This is a genomic window from Fulvivirga lutea (assembly GCF_017068455.1).
Classification (GTDB): domain Bacteria; phylum Bacteroidota; class Bacteroidia; order Cytophagales; family Cyclobacteriaceae; genus Fulvivirga; species Fulvivirga lutea.
The window spans coordinates 1,278,935-1,300,070 of sequence record NZ_CP070608.1 but is presented as its reverse complement, the minus strand read 5'-3'; the positions used below and the strand labels follow the sequence as shown (position 1 = coordinate 1,300,070).

The following is a 21,136-nucleotide window of genomic DNA, read 5'->3' as shown; positions in this document are numbered from 1 at the left end:
TAAAAATTATAAAAAACGACTTAACTTAGAGCGTTAAAAGTTAATACAAGTATGTTAAAATTCATTGCGAAAGTATTCGGCACAAAGTCAGACAAAGACATAAAAAAACTGATGCCGATGGTGGAGGAGATAAATGCGGAGTTTGCAAAACTTAGCAGCATCAGCGATCAGGAATTAAGAGAAAAATCAAGAGCCGTTAAAGGCGATATAGATGAGTATTTAAAGTCAATAGATGAAGAGATTGCTTCATTACACCAAAAAGTGAATGACAATCCGGATCTTGACATCCATGAAAAGGAAGAAATATTCAATCAAATAGATTCTCTAGAAGAGAAAAGAAACAAAGATCTCGAAGAGGTATTATTGAAAGTATTACCACGTGCCTTCGCTATTGTAAAAGAAACTGCCCGTAGATTCAAAGACAATGACCAATTAGAAGTGGTCGCTACCATGCACGACAAAACATTAGCAGCCAAAAAGCCTAATGTAGAAATTGATGGTGATAAAGCCATTTGGAAAAATAAATGGCTGGCAGCAGGTACTGAAATTAAATGGGATATGCTGCACTATGATGAGCAGCTAATCGGTGGTATCGTTCTGCATGAAGGTAAAATTGCTGAAATGGCAACCGGTGAAGGTAAAACTTTGGTAGCAACGCTGCCTGCATTCTTAAATGCATTGGCTAAGAGAGGTGTTCATGTAGTAACTGTTAACGACTACCTTGCTAAACGTGATAGTGAATGGATGGCTCCGATTTTCGAGTTCCATGAATTAACAGTTGATTGTATAGACAAACACGAGCCTAATTCCGAAGAACGAAAAACGGCTTATGGATGCGATATCATCTATGGAACTAATAATGAATTTGGTTTCGATTATTTAAGAGATAACATGTCTCGTGAAACGGATGATCTGGTACAGAAAAAACATCATTACGCCATGATTGATGAGGTGGACTCTGTATTAATTGATGAAGCAAGAACTCCATTAATTATATCAGGGCCTGTGCCGAGAGGTGATGAGCATGAATTCTATGATTTGAAGCCTCGTATTTCAAAGTTGGTAGATGCCCAAAAGAAATTAACACAGCAATTTTTAGTAGAAGCAAAGAAGTTAATTTCGGAAGGCAATGAAAAAGAAGGTGGCCTTGCCTTATTCAGAGCTTATAGAGGGCTACCAAAACACAAGCCATTGATCAAATACCTGAGTGAAACAGGTATGCGTCAAATTCTTCAAAAAACGGAGAATTTCTACCTTCAGGATAATCAGAAAATGATGCCTGAGGCAGATGAACCTTTGTATTTTACTATTGATGAAAAGCATAACAGCATTGAGCTTACTGAAAAAGGAATCGACCTGATTACCAAAGAAGGAGAAGATTCCAACTTCTTCATCATGCCGGATATTGGTGTAGAAATAGCCAATCTGGAAAAAGATGAGGCATTGACTGACGAAGAAAAAGTAGCTAAAAAAGATGAGCTAATTAAGGATTACTCCATTAAGTCACAGCGAATCCACTCAGTTAACCAGTTATTAAAGGCTTACACACTTTTCGAGAAAGATACTGAGTACATAATTGTTGATGGTAAAGTTAAAATTGTAGATGAACAGACAGGCCGTGTAATGGATGGCCGTAGATATTCTGATGGTTTGCACCAAGCCATTGAAGCGAAAGAAAATGTGAAAGTAGAAGATGCAACTCAAACTTACGCTACCATCACTTTACAGAACTATTTCAGAATGTACCACAAACTTGCGGGTATGACGGGTACTGCCGAAACTGAGGCCGGTGAATTCTGGGAAATCTATAAATTGGATGTAGTGGTAATGCCTACTCACAGGCCAATTGCCAGAGACGATAAGCAAGACATGGTTTACAAAACCGTTCGAGAGAAGTTCAATGCGGTGGTAGACGAAATTGTAGCATTAACAGAAAAAGGAAGGCCTGTATTGGTGGGTACTACATCGGTAGAAATATCTGAATTAGTGAGCCGTATGTTAAACATGCGTAAAATCAACCACCAGGTACTCAATGCCAAGCAACATGCCAGAGAAGCTGAAGTTGTTGCGGAGGCGGGTAAACCGGGTACTGTAACCATCGCCACCAACATGGCTGGTAGAGGTACTGACATTAAACTTACCCCTGAATCTAAAGCAGCCGGAGGTTTGGCTATTATTGGTACAGAGCGCCATGAATCGAGACGAGTAGACAGACAGTTGAGAGGTCGTTCTGGTAGACAAGGAGACCCTGGTTCTTCACAGTTCTTTGTGAGTTTGGAAGACAACTTAATGCGTATGTTCATGCCCGAGCGTATCGCTAGAATCATGGATAAACTTGGTTTGCAGGAAGGTGAAGTGATCTCACATTCCATGGTTACCAAATCTATTGAACGAGCTCAGACTAAAGTAGAGGAAAACAACTTTGGTATAAGAAAAAGATTGCTCGAGTATGACGATGTAATGAACTCGCAACGCGAGGTAATTTATAAGCGTAGAAGAAATGCTCTTTATGGTGAGCGACTACAACTGGATATCATGAACATGCTCTTTGATACATGTGAAGACATTGTATTGAATACAAAAGGAGCAGATAATTACGACAGTTTTAAGCTTACAGTGCTGGGCGTACTAGGTGTTGATTTCGAGATTACAAAAGATGAGTTTTCTTCTATTTCAGAAGAAAATCTTACTCAGAAACTTTACGATGTAGCTTACGAAGCATACAAGAGAAAAAATAATGGTATTGCGGAAAAGGCCTTACCAATTATCAAAAATATTTCTGAAACACGGGGTGCTACTATTGAGAATATCTTAATTCCATTTACTGATGGAAAGAAACAAATTGGTGTAGCGGCTAATCTTCAAAAATGTGTTGATACCAACAACAAGGAGATGATTAAGTCCATGGAGAAAATGATTACCCTCGCCATCATTGATCAGTTATGGAAGGATCATTTACGTGAAATGGATGACTTGAAGCAAAGTGTTCAGAATGCTGTATATGAGCAAAAAGACCCGCTTTTGATTTATAAGTTTGAAGGCTTCGAGCTATTTAAAAGGTTTATTGCTAAGGTAAATGAAGATACAATCTCCTTCTTAATGAAAGCCGATTTACCCGTAGAAGATCCAAATCAAGTGCAAGAAGCACGACAGCGTGGCAGACAGAAGTTAAGTGAGAAGAAAGAAGAGTCAAGGTCGCTACTTAGTGGTGGCCGACAGCCTGCCGCAAACAGACCACCAGCTGAAATTACCAAACCGTTGAAATCAGAGAAAGTTTTCGGTAGGAATGACAGGGTTACCGTGCAGTACATGGACGGAAGTATGAAAAAAGATGTTAAATTCAAGACTGTAGAAGCAGATATTAATAATAATAAGTGCGTTTTAGTAGAAGATTAAATGATTAAAAAAAGTCTATACTTCCTTGTTTTTAGTTTGGCCATCTATGCTTGTTCTCCCACAACAACTACGAGCACCTCAAGCATAGAAACGTATAACGAAGATTTATCAGTACATCGCCCAAAGTTTGATGTAATCGATGAGTCCAAAGAAGTAAAATCTAATACTGAGGAGGTAAAAGCAAACTACCCTGAGCCAACCAATGATGTTACTAAATACCTAAATACAGTATTAGATAGCATTAACATGCTGAAGGCTAACATCAAATATGTTGATGGTTTTACAGTACAGGTTTATTCTGGCACGAGCAGCGAAGAGGCTAAAATAGCACGAGGAAAGGTTTATACCATTTTATCGGATGCTTCCCCTTCGTTAAAGTATGACGAACCAAACTTTAAAGTAAAAGTTGGCAAATACTATTCGCGGTTAGAAGCTCAGAAAACTTATGCTAAGTTGAAGCGGAAGTTCCCTAACTCAATTATTATACCTGAGAAAATATACCTGGAAGAAATTGATTAATAAGATAAAGCAGCTAGCGAAGGAGTATAAGCAAGATGTCATCGACATTAGAAGACATATTCATGCCAACCCGGAACTATCTTATCAGGAATTTAATACTGCAAAATTTGTAGCTGAACAGCTTCGCAATTTTGGAATTGACCCCAAAGAAGGAGTTGCAGAAACTGGTCTAACAGCTATTATCAAAGGAAAAAATCCGGATAAAAAAGTTACAGCATTAAGAGCCGATATGGACGCGCTCCCCATACTAGAAGCCAATGATGTTCCTTACAAATCAAAAAATGAAGGCGTTATGCATGCCTGCGGGCACGATGCTCATACTGCTTCACTTCTAGGTTGTGCCAAAATTTTGAATTCATTAAAGGAAGAATTTGAAGGTACAGTAAAACTCATTTTTCAACCGGGTGAGGAGAAAAACCCTGGAGGAGCTTCATTAATGATTAAAGATGGAGCCTTAAAGAATCCTGTTCCTACTACTATTTTCGGACAGCATGTGATGCCATTAATTCCAGTAGGTAAAGTGGGGTTTAGATCGGGCATGTACATGGCCAGCTGCGATGAAATTTATTTAACTGTTCATGGTAAAGGCGGACATGGCGCCATTCCAGAATTAGCAATCGATCCTGTACTTATTACCTCACATATTATAGTAGCCTTACAGCAAGTGATCAGCAGAAATGCGAGTCCAAAAACACCTACTGTGTTGAGTTTTGGAAAAGTTGAAGCGAATGGGGCAACCAATATTATTCCTGAAAAAGTAGAAGTAGCTGGTACTTTCAGAGCCATGAATGAAGAATGGCGTGCAGAAGCACATAGAATCATAAAAAAGATGGCCGAAAGCATTGCAGAAGGTATGGGTGGAAGTTGCGATGTTAATATCTCAAAAGGTTACCCTTACTTGGAAAATGATCCTGCAATAACAGATAGTGCCAGAAAATCAGCAGAAGAGTACTTAGGAAAAGAAAATATCGAAGATCTGGATTTATGGATGGGTGCAGAAGATTTCTCTTATTACACTCACGAAGTACCTGCGTGTTTTTATAGGTTAGGAACGAGAAATGAGCAAAAGGGTATTACTTCATACGTCCACACTCCAACCTTTAATATCGATGAAAATGCGCTTGAAATTGGTTCGGGTTTAATGGCATGGATAGCTATAAAAAGCTTGGGGAATTAACGATCTTCCTCGTCACGGGCCAGCTCACCAGTAATACCCTCAGTAACATTGATGATGTGGTCACCTATTCTTTCTAACAGGTTATACATATCTGCATATACAATACCATTAATTACATGGTACGCCTTATTTTCAATGTTCTTTAGATGTTTTTTACGAAGCTGATCACGTTTTTTATTGATTTTCTTCTCTATAGCAATGGCCTCGTCCAAAGAAACCTTTTGGTAATCCTTGGCCAGATTAGCATTCATTACTTCGAATGCCTGATCAATGAGTTCAAACATTTCAAGCAAATTAGATATCTGCTTTTCAGAAAACCATACATCGCTTTCATTCTTTCGCTCAACAGATAAAGATGCCTGGAAGAATAGGTCGGCAATACGTTCAAGATCATTAGCAATTGAAAGCATACCTCTTAGCCTTAAAGAAGATTCTGATGTTAAATTGGCTGTAGAAAGTTTTGAAAGATACTCTGCCACCTCAATCTCCATTCTATCAGTAATACCCTCGTACTTTCTAACTCTTTTTAGAATCTTTGACCTATCCTTAAATTTTTTATTCTTTATGAGTGACTGAGTAAAGCCAGACATCCTACCAGTAATTTCTCCAAATTTAGCCAGCTCCTTTCCTACTTCTTCGAGACTAATTTCCGGGGTACTTACCAAACTTGAAGAAATATATTCAAGCTTAAAGTATTCATCTTCTTCTGCAGTAGCCTTCACCATTTTTGTTACAATGGAGGCAATGAAATTAACGAACCAAACAAGGATAATTACATTTATTACGTTAAAGGCCGTATGAAAAATTGAAAGGGCAATTGGAATAGCGGCTGGGCTATCAAAAGGCGAAACACCTCCATCTGATGATAAATAAACATCAATAACATTCAGGAAAACAGGCATTAATAATAACATCCACAACACACCGAATATGTTAAAAATAAAGTGCGCCCTAGCTGTTCTTTTTGCGTGCACATTTGCAACCAATGCTGCAATATTCGCGGTAATAGTAGTCCCAATATTTTCCCCTAAAACCATTGCAGCAGCAATATCAAATGTAATCCAACCTTCATTGGCCATTACTAACGTAAGAGCCATTGTAGCACTGGATGATTGTATGACCACTGTTAAAACGGTTCCTATTATTACAAAAATCAGGGTTGATAAAAATCCTAAATCTGTGTATTCCGAGAGAAAAGCCAATATTTCAGGATTCGCCTTGATATCTGGAACAGAGTCTTTTAATAAATCAAGACCCATAAATAAAAGGGCAAAGCCAATAATAACTTCACCCCAAGATTTAATTTTATTCTTTGATGAAAAGATCAGAGGAAAGCCAAATGCGATTAGTGGTAGTGCCGCAGCGCCAATTTTAATTTTAAAACCGATTATTGATATTATCCAAGCCGTTACTGTTGTGCCTATGTTTGCACCCATCACTACTCCTATGGATTCAACCAAAGATAATAGCCCGGCATTTACAAAACTCACTACCATTACAGTAGTGGCAGACGATGACTGAACTAAGGAAGTAATTAGAAAACCAGTGAGCACTCCTGCTACACGGTTGGAGGTCATTGCACGAAGTATCTGACGCATTTTAGCACCGGCTACTTTCTGAAGCCCCTCGCTCATTACCTTCATGCCGTAAATGAAAAATCCCAGTGAACCGAGTAGGGTTAGGAGATCAAGAAAGGAATAACTCATGCAGTTTTAAAACACTAATTTTCAGCATGTAAAAGTAGCGTTTCAATTGGGTAATAAAATCTATTCTCATATTAACTTTATGTTAAGCTAAAGTTTATGGTCATTCTAAATTTGATCTTTTCGCTTTTTATGAATCTGTGAAGTGGGTCATAAAATTAACATTACCTTCATATCAATGATTAATATGGTTTCTAAGTAAAAGTTACCTTTGCAGGCTTAAAATCACCACTCTGAATACTTTTAAAACGATAAATTATAGCCTGCAGATCATCATTTCATTGATGCTCTTCCTTTTTGCTATAGACTTAATGGCCGAGTCTTTCAATTATGTAGGTAAAGGAGTGGCTGAATCGATACTGGTTGCAACTTCCAACCCATTTATCGGGTTGTTCATTGGGCTTTTGATAACGGCTATTATACAAAGTAGTTCTACGAGCACATCGATGATCGTTGCAGCCGTTGCTTCTGGTTCAATTACTTTGGCTGATGCTGTTCCTATGATTATGGGCGCCAACATTGGAACGACTCTAACCAGTACAATTGTTGCGCTCGGTTATATAACAAGTAAAAATGAATTTAAGCGTGCTCTTGCCGCAGGTACTGTTCACGATTTCTTCAATATACTTACCACATTAATACTTTTTCCTCTTGAGTATTACTATGGCTTCTTGTCTTATTTTGCACAACAGATTGCTAATTTCTTTTTAGATCCTTCTTTAAGTGTATCAGATGCTGCTATTGGCTTTAAACTATTTGATGCTATACCCATAACAAAATTTATTATTACTGGTGTTGGAAATGGACTGATAACTATCATCATTTCCTTTGTACTGTTAATTGCATCATTAAAATACTTATCTAAGAAGATATCCAATGTATTAATAGCAAACCCTAAGGATAACCTCAAAAACCTGATATTCAACAACCCTTGGAAGTCATTTGGCTTTGGTGCCGGCATTACTGCTGCAGTACAGTCTAGTTCAATTACAACCTCTTTGGTTATACCTTTTGTGGCAACTAATAGAATTGAATTGAAAAATGCAATGCCATTTATTTTGGGTGCCAATATAGGCACAACCATTACAGCCTTTATTGCAGTTCTTTTTAAGTCTAATGCTGCCATGAGCATTGCCGTAACACATCTGCTTTTTAATGTGATTGGTGTGCTTATTTTCCTTCCATTTCCGGTAATGCGAAACTTGATTATATCAATGGCCAGTCGTTTCGGTTCAATGACCTTTAAGCATAGGCTAATTGGTTTTACCTATATCATTTTTACATTCTTTATTATTCCGTTTGCCTTAATCTTCTTTAATAAAACAAACACGAAGATTACAGAATTAACTTATCTAAATCAGAATAATACTGAGCGTGTGGTGATTTACAAATCAGCAGTTTCGAAAGATTATCCATTCACAATGCCTCAAAATGAATCAGACTTTGGCACGCTGAGTGATAATCTGGTACATGTTAACAGAAAGAACAATATTGTTTTCTTTAATAAAGATTTCTTCATTTTTAACGATGTTGGCTTCTGTTGGGATAATGAAAATTCTGACGGAAAATTTAATATCTGCATTACTGACATTGAAAAAAGTATTGAAATTAATGAGTCGCAAACATTAGATTCTGTTTACATTTTCGACCTTCAATACTATAATAAGGCAGAGCTTGATTCAATATCTTACACTTATAAAGTAAGCGCCATTCAGAATGCTTTATACCAGACAATAAAGAAGGATAAAAACGGCAAAATCATAGCCAAAGAAACACTTTCTTCATTTGTAGAAAAATATTAGACTGTTTATTGCAAAAGGCATCTGTTTCATTCGTCTAATGCTTTGCTTATATTCGTTATATACTAAAAATATTTAAGTGAGCAGTACTAAAGGAATATGGAAACTATTAGGGTTTGATGGCATTCTCGATAATGTTAAAGCTCTCGTAGATACGCGCGTTAAGCTTATTAAGCTTGAAATTAAAGATGAATTAGCTAAAGCATTAGCTAATACCCTTATTAGCATTATCTTACTCAACCTATTATTCTTCGCACTTCTTTTAGTAAGTGTTGGAGTATCTATTTATATCGGCCGTGAAATGGGCAATTATTTTCAAGGTTTTTTAATTGTATCAGCCTTCTACTTTATATTGTTCGTTGTTCTGATGTTATTCAAGAAAAAAATTGGTCTGAAAGAAGCCATAGAAAGAGAATTAAACAAGATTTTTGGTATTGATAAGTAAGTTTTATGAATAGCAAAGTTAAACTAGAAAGCCTATCTGAAGAGCATGAAAAAGAACTCGAAAAAGAGCTGGAAGCGCTTACAGAAAAAGGTCGTCAATTAGCTACCAATGCTTTAATGATTGCGGGTGGGTTAGCACTATCATATCTTGTTTTCAAGTCGATATTTTCCTCTGAGCCAAAGAAAAAAAAGAAGAAGGTTAAAAGAACTGAAGCAATTGAAGGAGAAGCTATAGAAACTGAAGCATCGATGTTTGGGCAGATTGGAAGTGCACTGGCAAAAGAAGCAACCGTTTTTCTTCTCGGTATAGCAAAAGAAAAACTTGTGGAGTATTTAAATTCACGAAATGAATCTGCTGAAAGACATCCAATCGAGGAAAAAGCTCAATAGAAAGTCGCTTGCCGTTCTAATAGACCCAGATAAGGTAGAAGATCCAAACTCTATTTTAAACCTGATCGCATTGGCAAAAGAATGTTATGTCGATTTTTTCTTTGTAGGAGGAAGCTTACTCACCCAGGATAACTTTCAGCCAATAGTTAAGCTTTTAAAGGAAAAGTGTGATATACCGGTAATCTTATTTCCCGGCAATAACATGCAGATTTCAAATTCAGCCGATGCGATATTATTTCTAAGTCTTATTTCAGGTAGAAATCCCGATTTTCTTATTGGTCAACATGTAAATGCCGCACCACTATTGAAGCGAAGTAATTTAGAAGTCATTCCAACTGGTTATTTGTTAATCAATTCAGAAAACAACTCTGCTGCTTCCTACATGAGCAATACAGTACCAATTCCGGCCGATAAATATTCCATAGCCTCATCCACAGCTTTAGCTGGTGAATATCTTGGGATGGGCATGATTTACCTTGATGCGGGTAGTGGCGCTAAGGAGTGCATAACGCCTAAAATGATACGTAAGGTGAGTGAAACTATTACAGTTCCCTTAATTGTAGGAGGCGGTATTAGGAGTGGCACAAGTGCCAATGAATCATTAAAGGCAGGTGCTGATATAATTGTTATCGGTAATGCGATAGAAAAAAACCCCAATCTGATGATTGAGGTTTCTGAAAAAATTTATGATTTCAATAAAACTTTAAACATTCATTAAAGTTTCTCTTTTCCTCATTTTACCTGCAGGTATACCATACATCATCTTAAATCTTCTGCAGAAATAAGCTGTGTCTTTGTAACCACAATTCTTACCTATATCACGAATACTCATCTTGGTTGTTCTCAAGAGTTTAACAGCATATTCCATTCTCTGGTATTCGATATAATCCTGAGGGTTGATACCGGTCAAAGTTTTGAAATACTGACCCACATAATCTTCTGAAACATCAGCCACATCAGAGAGAGCCTTGTTTGTAAGTTCACCTCCAAGATTATCTTTAATGTACTTAAACAGCTTAATGAGTCTCGGATCTTTGAAGTAGGTACTATTAGTAGCCATTTGCTCCACGAATAGCCTACGCTCAAGAATGTGACGTATAACTTCAATTACAAGCAATTCCGTTTTCAACTTAATTACTCGTTGATTCCCTGATCTTTCCTCCTGAGTTTCTTTAACAATATCGTAAATACTACTATTCACTGAATTGTTTTCCAGTGAAAAAGCAGGAATATCAAGTGTTGTAAAGAAATTTACGGTATCAAAAACCTTAGTTTCAAAAACAACCATCGTAAAGTCAGCTACAACATTTGATACATCAGTTGAGTCTGCCGATCTAAAATATTCAGATTGCTTAAAACCAAACTCCTCCAAGCTCAGTTGAGTAGACTTCTCACTCACTTCACCGAATGACAGTGGAGTAAGTCTGTTTGCTGGAATGAAAACAGCATTACCCTCTTTTAGTACATCCTGATCCTTTCCAAAGCGGATAACGCCTTTTTTCAGAAACAAAATTGCATTCTCTGTCTCCTCATAGTCCTTTAGGGTAAAAGGGGTTGAAACCTTTATATTATTGGACTTTAAGTATTTTATACCTAATGACTCTATTATTTTGTTGTAATCTTCCATTATCGAGATGTATTAAATCAACTCAAAAATACAAATTTAAAAATAATTAAGAGTGTACTTTTTCAAGAAAAGTATAATTTTTTACAGAAGATACTTAACTAGTCCTTTAATATCTCTCTACCGATAACAATCTTTTGTATTTCAGAAGTACCCTCATATATCTGAGTGATTTTTGCATCTCGCATTAATCGCTCTACGTGGTATTCTTTTACAAAGCCATATCCACCATGTACCTGAACAGCCTCCACTGTAGTTTCCATAGCTACTTTTGATGCAAATAGTTTAGCCATAGCAGCTTCTTTTACGAAGTTTTTACCTTGGTCCTTTAATGCAGCGGCTTGTAGTACTAGTAGTCTGGCAGCCTCAATATTAGTCGCCATTTCAGACAATTTGAATTGGATTCCCTGGTGTTGTGATATAGGTTTACCAAAGGCTTTTCTTTCTTTTGAATACTGAAGGGCTAATTCGTATGCTCCTGAAGCGATTCCCAAAGCTTGAGCAGCAATACCAATTCTACCACCATTTAGGGTAGACATTGCGAAATTAAACCCAAAACCGTCTTCTCCTATTCTATTGGCTTTAGGTACTTTAACATCCGTAAACATCAAAGAATGAGTATCAGAACCTCTGATGCCTAGTTTATCTTCCTTCTTACCAACAACAAAACCTTCCATCCCCTTTTCAACAATTAAAGCATTAATACCTTTATGTTTCTTTTCTGGGTCAGTCTGTGCTATAACAATGTAAGTACTTGCCGTACCACCATTGGTTATCCAGTTTTTAGTACCATTTAGTAAATAATGGTCGCCCATATCCACAGCTGTTGTTCTCTGACTTGTAGCATCAGACCCTGCTTCTGGTTCAGAAAGGCAGAAAGCACCGATGTGCTCACCTGTAGTTAGTTTGGTTAAGTATTTTTCCTTTTGCTCTTCATTGCCATATTTCTCTAGGCCCCAGCAAACTAATGAATTATTTACTGACATTATTACTGAACATGAAGAATCGACCTTTGAAAGCTCTTCCATTGCAAGCACATAACTTACACTATCCATTCCTCCACCGTTGTATTTAGGATCGGTCATCATGCCGAGGAAGCCTAGCTCACCCATCTTTTTAACCTGCTCTTTAGGATATTCCTGTTTATTATCTCTTTCAATAACTCCAGGAAGTAATTCAGTTTGTGCAAAATCTCTGGCAGCATCACGAACCGCCAATTGTTCTTCAGTCAATTCAAAATTCATATCTTATTAAAAAACGTTCCTATTTATAAACAAAAAGGGTCAGAAATGTTCTTTCTGACCCGCAAAATTACATTTATTTTACAATTGCTTAATCTCTGCTTCCAAAAAATAGGCTCACATAGTACAATAGCGTTACTAGTGAACCTAAAGCCACTACAACATAGGTCATGGCTGCCCATTTTAGCGCATCTTTAGCCATTCCATGTTCCTGACTATTAACAATGCCCCTTTCATCAATCCAGGCTAATGCTCGTTTGCTGGCATCAAATTCTACAGGAAGTGTGACAAAAGAGAATAAAGTCATTACTCCATAAGCACCAATGATTATTAATAATGCCATGTTCCATGGAATGAATTGTGGTAACATAAAACCTCCAAATAACATCATCATAAAAATGATATTAAGAATTTTAGCACTGGCATTTTGCATTGGTACCATGGCCGATCTGAATTCTAACATGCTATATGCTGTTGCATGTTGCACTGCGTGACCACACTCGTGTGAAGCTACAGCAGCCGCAGCAGCATTTCGTCCATGATATACCTCTTTGCTTAAGTTAACTGTTCTGTTTGCAGGATTATAATGGTCTGTTAATTGACCATCAACACATGTAACATCCACATCCTGAATGCCATGATCGGCTAGCATTAGCTTGGCTATTTCCGCACCTGAAAGATTTCTTCCCAAAGGTATTTGAGAGTACTTCTTGAATTTACTTTTTAATCTAGAGCTTACGGCAAAACTTAGTATACCGAAAACTATCATAATCACAATGATCATAATCTTACTTATTTAATGTTTTTATTTTTTCTACCAAATTAGTGGTGGAGTAGCCGTCAACCAACGGAACTGTTTCTACTCGTCCTCCATTCTTTATGACAAATTCCGCACCAACAATATTTTCTGCCAAATAGTCATTTCCTTTAACGAGAATGTCCGGAATTAAGGTTTCAATAACATTTTGTGGAGTATCTTCAGAGAAATACACAACTGCATCTACAAACTCTAACGCTGCTATTAACCTAGCACGAGATAGTTCATTATTTAATGGCCTTTCCTCACCCTTTAGTCTCTTCACAGAATTATCTGTATTTAACGCTACTACCAAACGATCGCCCAAAGCCCTGGCCTTCTCAAGGTAATCAACGTGACCAAGGTGTAAAATATCAAAACAGCCATTTGTAAAAACAACTTCATCACCAGAGCCCTTCCATACAGACATTAGGCTCTTTAGTTCATCAATCTTTAAAATTTTAGCTGCTGTGTTTTTCACTCTTTGATCTTATTACTTGACTGATAATCATAGATAACGCACCTGCAATAATAATAACCAATGTTTGCCACCCATGAAATATAAAGGTAAATGCTACAGCTTTATCTTTCGGCAACATGTACAACAAAATTAACCCGGTGGAAACCAGCACATGAAAGCTTCCCGCACCACCCGGTAAAGGCATTGCCATAGCTATTCCTCCAATTACAAATATTGTTAATGCTGCTCCCAAGCCTAAGTTCTGAGTTTCCGGGAAAGCCAGCATAACAAAGTACATCATTAAATAATAACATACCCAAATTAGAAGTGAGTGTATAATGAAGAGGGTTCTGCTTTCAAGTTGCAAAACAGATTTTACCCCATCTTTTATTCCTGAAAGAGCATTTTTTGATTTTAATAAGAATCGTAAAACGAGTATTCTTCTTTTCTTCAGCAGGAAAGTGAATATCAACCAAATAGCCAATATAAATAGGACTCCAGCCATAATTATCATAATATATGATCTGTCACTCTTTTGGCTAGTTAAGGCTTGAACCTCCTCTGATTTAAAAAACATTAATAGATTATCTAATTCAACAAAAAATGATATTGATAATAGTATAATCAGAAATAATAAGTCGATTACCCTTTCTGCCACAACAGTGCCCAATGAAACATTTACGGGAGTGCCATTTAAACGATACAGGTTATAACATCTGGATACCTCACCTCCTCTTGGAATTGCTAAATTGATAAAGTAACCAATCATTACGGACAAAAAGCCCTGCCCTAAAGTAACATTATGGCCAATTGGGTTTAGGAGAAGTTTCCATCTTTGCGCCCGTATTAAGTGACTTAAAAGGGCAACAAAGGCTGAAAGGAACAAGAAAATTTTATCAGCTGAGTTCCAGACTGCAAGTAAGTATTCAGTTTTGCTCTCTCCTTCTTTTACTTCAATGCTACCAAATGAAAGCCATAAGAGAATAGCAGTAACAAGTAGCATGACTACATACTTAAGGAAATTTTTAATTTTCTTTCCCATCAATGGAATTAAGGAAGGTTATTATCAGCGTCAGGGAAAATTATTGACGGCTTAAATGTTTTTGCTTCTTCAAAATCCATAGAAGCATATGATATAATAATAATGATATCACCTACTTGAACTCTTCTCGCAGCCGGACCATTCAGACAAACCATTCCACTTCCTCGTTCCCCTTTAATGGTGTAAGTTTCTATGCGTTCACCGTTATTAATGTTTACAATCTGCACTTTTTCTCCTTCAATCATATTAGCTGCCTCCAATAGATCTTCATCTATTGTAATACTGCCAACATAATGTAATTCTGCTTGAGTAACCTTAACGCGGTGTATCTTTGATTTGAGTACTTCTATATTCACGACTGCAAAGTTGCTAAAAAATCCTGTTATCTATAAGTCTTACGCCTTCAACTATTGCTGCTATGCACAATGCAACAGATTTACCATTTAATTTGTTCGGCACAGCTTTCATAGTTTCTGAATCAACCAATTCTAAATATTCGACCTCAATGCCTTTACCATTAAGGAAATCTATTGATTCAGGCCTGCATTCATCAAAATCACTTCCTTCTAAAATCTGATTTTCTAGCTCTTTCAGCCTTTTATTGATTTGAGCCGCTACATTTTTTCCATCCTCACTCAGCCGTTCATTTCTAGATGACTTTGCCAATCCGGATTCTTCTCTAACCGTGGGAACACTCACAATTTGAACAGGAAAAGACAAGTCTTTAACCAATTGTTTGATTATGGTAAGTTGCTGTAAATCCTTTTGTCCGAAGTAAGCAAAGTCAGGATTAACTAAATGAAACAGCTTAGAAACAATAAGTGCTACGCCATTAAAATGGCCAGGCCTATGTACACCCTCCATTACAGATTCAAGTTCCCCGAAATTAAATTTTAATAAAGTTGATTCTCGGTAAACTTCATCTGCATGTGGCATAAATAATGCGTCACAACCAACACTTTTTAATAGTTCGATATCCCGCTCTGCTGTTCTGGGATAATTTGTTAGGTCTTCTTGATTGTTAAATTGTGCAGGGTTGACAAAAATGCTACATACAACTACATCTGATTGCTCTCTAGCACGTTTCAACAATTCTGAATGACCAGAATGCAAGGCTCCCATCGTAGGCACAAACCCTATAGATTTTCTTAAGAACTTTTGTTCTAATACATAATGCTGTAGCTCTGAAATCTTACTAAAAACCTTCATCAGATTTTTTTAAAAGGTCGCAAACTTAAGTTTTTCAAAATATAAAATCTTGAATTAAGGAGAAAATTTTGTACTTTTGTGCTTTCGTTCTGCATACTAATCAAATCAATACATATATGTCAAATCTACGCATTCTTTATGTTGCCAGTGAAATAAATCCGTTCTTACAAACATCAGAGGTTGCAGATTTCGTAAGAAAGCTGCCTCAGGCTATGCAAGAAAAGGGAATGGAAATAAGAATACTGGTACCAAGGTTTGGATTGATTAATGAAAGAAAAAACAGGCTCCACGAGGTTGTTAGGCTTTCAGGAATCAATATTTCAGTGGGTGATGAAGAGAAGCCATTGGTAATAAAGGTAGCATCAATTCCAAATGCTAAGCTTCAGGTTTACTTCATAGATAATGAAGATTATTTTCATAGAAAGTCTGTTTTCCACGATAAGGAAAATAAATTTTATGAAGATAATGACGAACGTGCAATATTTTTCTGCAAGGGCGTTATAGAGACTGTAAAGAAATTAGGATGGGCTCCAGATGTAGTTCATTGTAATGACTGGATGACCAGCTTAATTCCACTTTATTTGAAAACGACTTACAAAAATGATCCGTTATTTAAGGAGACAAAGTCCGTTTTCAATATACATAACAATAGTTTTTCTCATAAGTTTGGAGGAGATCTTATTGAAAAAGTGAAGATGATGGATATTGAAGATAGCATGCTTTCTAATTTAGAAAGTGCTGACTACAATGGTTTCATCAAATTAGGCATGGAATTTTCTGACTTAGTAATCAGTCCGGAAAATGATAAATCGCTTGACGATTTAATCAAACAAGCAAAGGAAGAGAAGAAATTAGAAGTAATTGAACAAGACGATAATTTTTCAGAATCTTATTATAACTTATATAATGAACTTGTGGGATAAGAAATTGGGGCTGTTTTTAATAGCAGCCCTAACATTCTTCGCGTGTGATGAGGAAGTTGGACAACTAAACATAACCCCAGAGAATAATTTGGGGATTTTTTTTGCAGAACAATCAGTTGCAGATGACATAGAGCAACTATGGGTGGGAAGTTCCCCTTCCTCCTTTCAGGGAAGGTTGTTTGCAGGTCATTACGTAGATCCAAATTTTGGAAATATTGACGCAACAGGATATTGTGATATATCCATAGGCTCTGTAAGAACTGATCCATTTTTAATTTCATCAGCTGAATATGTCGACCTGGCATTAAATCTTCGTATTCGCGAGGCTACCGGAACTTACACTTCAATTGATATTCAGAAGTTTGAACTATTTCAATTAGCAGAGCCGATTAATGACGAGGAAGCACTAACAAGCTCAACTGTTTTAGATTTAGGTGAAAAAATTGGAGATATTGAGTTTGCACTCTACCCTGACTCCATAAATCTGGAAATCCCAGAGAATGTAAGTGAAGAAGATCGGCTATTATATGACGCCAATGGGATTTATATATACACAATCAACTTCAGCTTATCGGAGGAATTTAAGCAAGAGTTTTTCGATGCGTTTATAACTTCAACTGTCGATGCCGTGGAAGTCCTTTCAATTGATTCTTCAGGAGCTGTTAATGATACGACCTTCACAATAAACTCAACGACTCGCGCCAATTTGTTAGACCAAAAATTAAAGGGTTTGGCTATTGTACCGAGCCAAGAAAATACTGCTGTTATTGGTTTTGATTTGCTTGACCCTAACACAAATTTTGATCTAGACTATACAGTCGAAAATGTTCTTGGTTCAAGGATAGATGAAAACGGTATATTCGTCTTAAATTCTTTAAAATCCTTCACAAACTTCTCACCCAATGAAGACAATCCTTGGTCGGGTGGCATTTTTGATGGAGTTTCTGAAACGGGTGAATTATTTCCCTCAAATGATGATCAGGTATATTTTCAGGCTGGTACCAATATGTATTTTTCTGTAGATGTATCAGAGTTCAGAGATTTAAGAGACAGTATTCCAAATATCATTATTCAGCGTGCGGTACTTTCAATTGAAAACTTGATCAATCCCCAAGCTAGAATTGATAATCCAACAAGTTTAAGTTTTTTAATGACTAATGATGAAGAGTTAAGTGAAGGGATATTAAGTAATAATGCAGATGGCACATTACTTTCTGACCTACCAAATCTTATCAATTTCAATAGCGACAGTGAGGCGTACAACGTAGAAATTCCATTGTACTTACAAGGTATTGTTGATAATGAAAACCCATACGACAAAATAATTGTTGGTCTAAATACCCTAGCCCGAGATTTAAGTGTTAGGAGCTTTGTGGTTAAGAAAGAAGATATAAAAATTAAGTATTATTACTCTGTAACAAACTAAATATGTGTGGAATTGTAGCATATGTTGGTCATCGTGAAGCTCATGATGTTATCATTAAAGGACTCAAGAGACTGGAATATAGAGGTTATGATAGTGCAGGCATTGCCTTACTTAATGGTGGATTAAATGTTTATAAGAAGAAAGGTAAGGTTTCAGAGCTGGAGGAATATGTTAAAGGAATTGAGCTGTCTAGTACAATTGGAATAGGCCACACAAGATGGGCAACACATGGAGAACCAAACGACATTAATGCTCACCCACATTATTCACATTCCAAAAACCTTGCAATTATCCATAACGGAATAATTGAAAATTACAGTTCTCTTAAGCAAGAACTTTTGAACAAAGGTCATGAGTTCCATAGCGAGACAGACTCAGAAGTTTTCATTCATTTCATTGAAGATATTCAGGTAAATAACAATTGTTCTTTGGACGAGGCAGTGCGATTAGCACTTACTAAAGTGGTTGGAGCATATGCTATTGTAATCATGTCAAAAGACAATCCTGATCAATTAATTGCCGCTAGAAAAGGCAGTCCACTTGTAATAGGCGTTGGGAAAGATGAATTTTTCTTAGCTTCTGACGCAACCCCTATTATAGAATATACAAATGAAGTAGTGTACTTAAATGAACATGAAATTGCGGTGATTGATGGCGGAGAGTTAAAGATCAAAAATACTCAAGACGTTCCATTAACTCCTTATATACAAACCTTAGATATGGAGCTTGAAGCCATTGAAAAGGGCGGATATGAGCATTTCATGCTAAAAGAAATCTTCGAGCAGCCGAAGTCAATCAGTGATTGTATGAGGGGAAGGCTAGATGCTAATGCCGGGCGTTTAGTGCTTGGTGGAATTAGAGAATATGCCAACAAACTAGTTAATGCAGACAGAATTGTAATTGTTGCTTGTGGAACATCCTGGCATGCAGGTTTGGTGGCAGAATATTTCTTTGAAGAATTCTGTAGAATTCCCGTTGAAGTAGAATATGCATCTGAATTCAGGTATCGTAACCCTATTATTAACGAGGGTGACGTTGTTATTGCCATATCTCAATCCGGGGAAACTGCTGATACATTGGCAGCTATAGAATTAGCAAAATCTAAGGGTGCCATTATTTTTGGTGTTTGTAATGTTGTAGGGTCTTCCATTGCAAGAACATCTCACGAAGGCGCTTATACCCATGCAGGTCCTGAAATTGGTGTGGCAAGTACAAAGGCCTTTACCGCTCAATTGACAGTGCTAAATATGATAGCCTTAAGAGTGGCTCATAAGAAAGGTACAATTTCAGAAAGAAGGTATCATGAGTTATTAGTAGAGCTTGAAAATATTCCTACGAAAGTAGAAAAAGCTTTAAAGCTTGAGCCTATAATAAAGGAAATAGCTGAGCTGTTTAAAGATGCCAGAAACTTTCTTTATTTAGGTAGAGGCTTCAACTTCCCGGTAGCTCTTGAAGGTGCTCTTAAACTAAAAGAGATCTCTTATATTCATGCTGAAGGCTATCCTGCGGCTGAAATGAAACATGGCCCTATCGCCTTAATTGATGAGGAAATGCCTGTAGTGTTTATTGCAACAAGAGACAGCTCATACGATAAGGTGGTGTCAAACATACAAGAAGTAAAAGCTAGAAAAGGAAAAGTAATTGCAGTTGTAACTGAAGGTGATGTACTCATACCTAAAATGGCCGAGTTTGTTATCGAAGTACCAAAAACTGATGAAGCATTAATGCCTATGGTTTCTGTTATACCACTTCAATTGCTTTCTTATCACATTGCCGTGCTCAGAGGATGTAATGTAGATCAGCCAAGAAACTTAGCTAAATCTGTTACTGTAGAGTAACTAGCTTTTTAAATATTCTTTTTTTAAAAAGGGCGCTATTTTATAGCGCTCTTCTTTTGTATCCTCATAAATAGCTTCAAGGGTTTCATAAACCTCTTCAATACCAATAAGATTTAACCATTCAAAAGGTCCGTAAGGGTAGTTGGTGCCTAATTTCATCCCCAAATCGATGTCCTCTTTGGTGGCCGTACCTTCCTGAACGGTATAAAAAGCTTCGTTTATAATCATCAAGACAATTCTCGGTGTGACAAGCCCTACTCTATCATCCACAAGCTGATAATCCCAATTAAGTTTATTGAAATTTTCTGAAACTTCTTCAGTTAATGCAGACACTTCCAATACCTCTCTATTAATAAATGATGGTAAGCCATTGAACCCGTATAAATCCGCACTTCCATTCCCGAAAGTAAAGGCTAATTCAGATAGGGTTATTTTCACTGTATTAAGCAAAACAATCGTTCCCTTCAGCTCTTTATACTCAAGATAATTTTCCGGATTGTCAGCTATTTCAAAATCAAATATGACATCGAATTTTGATAAATCAGTTACTTCACTCAATTCATAAGTAGTCCGAAGTTGAACCGAATCACCCAATTTATCTTCTAATTCCTTAATGCATCTGTCGTTACCAACAGCAAGAACATTTATCATCAATTATTATATTAGTAACCCGTTTCAAAAGTAATTAAATTAACCACAACGATATAGAAATGAAGAAGATAGTGAATAGTAACAAGGCTCCCGAGCCCATTGGTCCTTATAGCCAAGCAGTAATGGCTGGTGACACTTTGTACGTTTCGGGTCAAATAGCAATTGATAGAGCTTCGGGTGAGCTTGTTCAAGATAGCATTAAGGCCGAAACGAAGAAAGTAATGGAAAATCTGGGACATGTGCTTGCAGAGGCTAAAATGTCTTATTCCAATATTGTAAAGTGTTCAATCTTCATCAAAAATATGGAAGACTTTGGGTCCATTAATGAAGTATATGGTGAATATTTTAAAGAATTACCACCTGCCAGAGAAACTGTAGAAGTGAGTAAACTGCCAAAAAATGTGAATGTAGAGATTTCCTGTATAGCCGTTCGGTAATAAAGTAAATCCAGGGTGCTTTTCAATAGACCATTTTGTAATTTTGCACCCCAATTTCATT

At 36.8% G+C, this 21,136-nt stretch carries 20 protein-coding genes; 11 read left to right on the top strand and 9 right to left on the bottom strand.

What is annotated here, in order from left to right; all coding sequences use genetic code 11:
- The first annotated feature begins 51 nt into the window (after positions 1-51).
- The 3 genes from secA to JR347_RS05950 are packed head-to-tail and all read left to right on the top strand — an operon-like array spanning position 52 to position 5,092.
- Positions 52-3,396 (top strand): preprotein translocase subunit SecA, encoded by a 3,345-nt coding sequence (gene secA, locus JR347_RS05960; RefSeq protein ID WP_205723135.1) that lies wholly within the window; start codon positions 52-54, stop codon positions 3,394-3,396.
- The gene (locus JR347_RS05955; protein ID WP_205723134.1) at positions 3,397-3,915 is read left to right on the top strand and encodes an SPOR domain-containing protein; all 519 of its coding nucleotides are present in this window, start codon (positions 3,397-3,399) and stop codon (positions 3,913-3,915) included.
- Positions 3,908-5,092, top strand: coding sequence for a M20 metallopeptidase family protein (locus JR347_RS05950; RefSeq protein WP_235689767.1), 1,185 nt, complete (start codon positions 3,908-3,910; stop codon positions 5,090-5,092). Before JR347_RS05955 ends, JR347_RS05950 begins: the two co-directional genes overlap by 8 nt.
- Here the strand turns inward: JR347_RS05950 and JR347_RS05945 are convergent.
- Positions 5,089-6,798: a Na/Pi cotransporter family protein gene (locus tag JR347_RS05945; RefSeq protein ID WP_205723133.1), complete on the bottom strand. Its 1,710-nt coding sequence runs from the start codon at positions 6,796-6,798 to the stop codon at positions 5,089-5,091. The genes JR347_RS05950 and JR347_RS05945 overlap by 4 nt on opposite strands.
- Positions 6,799-7,079: 281 nt before the next feature.
- Between JR347_RS05945 and JR347_RS05940 the strand changes: the two genes are divergently transcribed.
- The 4 genes from JR347_RS05940 (at position 7,080) to JR347_RS05925 (ending at position 10,146) form a co-directional block, all read left to right on the top strand.
- Positions 7,080-8,597: a Na/Pi symporter gene (locus tag JR347_RS05940; protein WP_205723132.1), complete on the top strand. Its 1,518-nt coding sequence runs from the start codon at positions 7,080-7,082 to the stop codon at positions 8,595-8,597.
- A gap of 76 nt (positions 8,598-8,673) precedes the next feature.
- On the top strand, positions 8,674-9,039 hold the full coding sequence (locus tag JR347_RS05935; RefSeq protein WP_205723131.1) for a phage holin family protein: 366 nt from the start codon (positions 8,674-8,676) through the stop codon (positions 9,037-9,039).
- A 5-nt stretch (positions 9,040-9,044) separates the two neighbouring features.
- Positions 9,045-9,428, top strand: a complete 384-nt coding sequence (locus JR347_RS05930; RefSeq protein ID WP_205723130.1) for a hypothetical protein — start codon at positions 9,045-9,047, stop codon at positions 9,426-9,428.
- Positions 9,385-10,146 carry a geranylgeranylglyceryl/heptaprenylglyceryl phosphate synthase gene (locus JR347_RS05925; RefSeq protein ID WP_205723129.1) on the top strand — a complete coding sequence of 254 codons (762 nt, stop codon included), beginning with the start codon at positions 9,385-9,387 and terminating at the stop codon, positions 10,144-10,146. Before JR347_RS05930 ends, JR347_RS05925 begins: the two co-directional genes overlap by 44 nt.
- Here the strand turns inward: JR347_RS05925 and JR347_RS05920 are convergent.
- The 7 genes from JR347_RS05920 to panC all read right to left on the bottom strand — a co-directional run bounded on the left by JR347_RS05920 (position 10,132) and on the right by panC (position 15,800).
- Complete coding sequence (locus tag JR347_RS05920) at positions 10,132-11,055, bottom strand: helix-turn-helix domain-containing protein (RefSeq protein ID WP_205723128.1); 924 nt, start codon at positions 11,053-11,055, stop codon at positions 10,132-10,134. The genes JR347_RS05925 and JR347_RS05920 overlap by 15 nt on opposite strands.
- Positions 11,056-11,153: 98 nt before the next feature.
- Positions 11,154-12,296, bottom strand: a complete 1,143-nt coding sequence (locus JR347_RS05915; RefSeq protein WP_205723127.1) for an acyl-CoA dehydrogenase — start codon at positions 12,294-12,296, stop codon at positions 11,154-11,156.
- 88 nt (positions 12,297-12,384) lie between these two features.
- A complete protein-coding gene (locus tag JR347_RS05910; protein ID WP_205723126.1) occupies positions 12,385-13,077 on the bottom strand; it encodes a zinc metallopeptidase in 693 nt (230 codons plus the stop codon).
- Between the two features lie 4 nt (positions 13,078-13,081).
- A complete protein-coding gene (rfaE2, locus tag JR347_RS05905; protein WP_205723854.1) occupies positions 13,082-13,519 on the bottom strand; it encodes a D-glycero-beta-D-manno-heptose 1-phosphate adenylyltransferase in 438 nt (145 codons plus the stop codon).
- Positions 13,520-13,550: 31 nt separating this feature from the next.
- Positions 13,551-14,591 (bottom strand): lysylphosphatidylglycerol synthase transmembrane domain-containing protein, encoded by a 1,041-nt coding sequence (locus JR347_RS05900; RefSeq protein WP_205723125.1) that lies wholly within the window; start codon positions 14,589-14,591, stop codon positions 13,551-13,553.
- Positions 14,592-14,599: 8 nt separating this feature from the next.
- On the bottom strand, positions 14,600-14,947 hold the full coding sequence (gene panD / locus JR347_RS05895) for an aspartate 1-decarboxylase (RefSeq protein WP_205723124.1): 348 nt from the start codon (positions 14,945-14,947) through the stop codon (positions 14,600-14,602).
- A 13-nt stretch (positions 14,948-14,960) separates the two neighbouring features.
- Positions 14,961-15,800: a pantoate--beta-alanine ligase gene (gene panC / locus JR347_RS05890; RefSeq protein WP_205723123.1), complete on the bottom strand. Its 840-nt coding sequence runs from the start codon at positions 15,798-15,800 to the stop codon at positions 14,961-14,963.
- A 116-nt stretch (positions 15,801-15,916) separates the two neighbouring features.
- Here panC and JR347_RS05885 point away from each other — a divergent pair, with 116 nt between their 5' ends.
- From JR347_RS05885 to glmS, 3 genes are read left to right on the top strand one after another with little or no spacing between them, the layout of a single operon-like run.
- On the top strand, positions 15,917-16,723 hold the full coding sequence (locus JR347_RS05885) for a glycogen/starch synthase (protein ID WP_205723122.1): 807 nt from the start codon (positions 15,917-15,919) through the stop codon (positions 16,721-16,723).
- Positions 16,707-18,149 (top strand): hypothetical protein, encoded by a 1,443-nt coding sequence (locus tag JR347_RS05880; protein WP_205723121.1) that lies wholly within the window; start codon positions 16,707-16,709, stop codon positions 18,147-18,149. The genes JR347_RS05885 and JR347_RS05880 overlap by 17 nt, the downstream gene beginning before the upstream one ends.
- 2 nt (positions 18,150-18,151) lie before the next feature.
- Positions 18,152-19,987 carry a glutamine--fructose-6-phosphate transaminase (isomerizing) gene (gene glmS / locus JR347_RS05875; protein WP_205723120.1) on the top strand — a complete coding sequence of 612 codons (1,836 nt, stop codon included), beginning with the start codon at positions 18,152-18,154 and terminating at the stop codon, positions 19,985-19,987.
- Here the strand turns inward: glmS and JR347_RS05870 are convergent, their stop codons facing one another.
- On the bottom strand, positions 19,988-20,638 hold the full coding sequence (locus JR347_RS05870; protein ID WP_205723119.1) for a 3-hydroxyacyl-CoA dehydrogenase family protein: 651 nt from the start codon (positions 20,636-20,638) through the stop codon (positions 19,988-19,990).
- 59 nt (positions 20,639-20,697) lie between these two features.
- Between JR347_RS05870 and JR347_RS05865 the strand changes: the two genes are divergently transcribed.
- On the top strand, positions 20,698-21,075 hold the full coding sequence (locus JR347_RS05865; RefSeq protein WP_205723118.1) for a RidA family protein: 378 nt from the start codon (positions 20,698-20,700) through the stop codon (positions 21,073-21,075).
- The last annotated feature ends 61 nt before the right edge of the window (positions 21,076-21,136 follow it).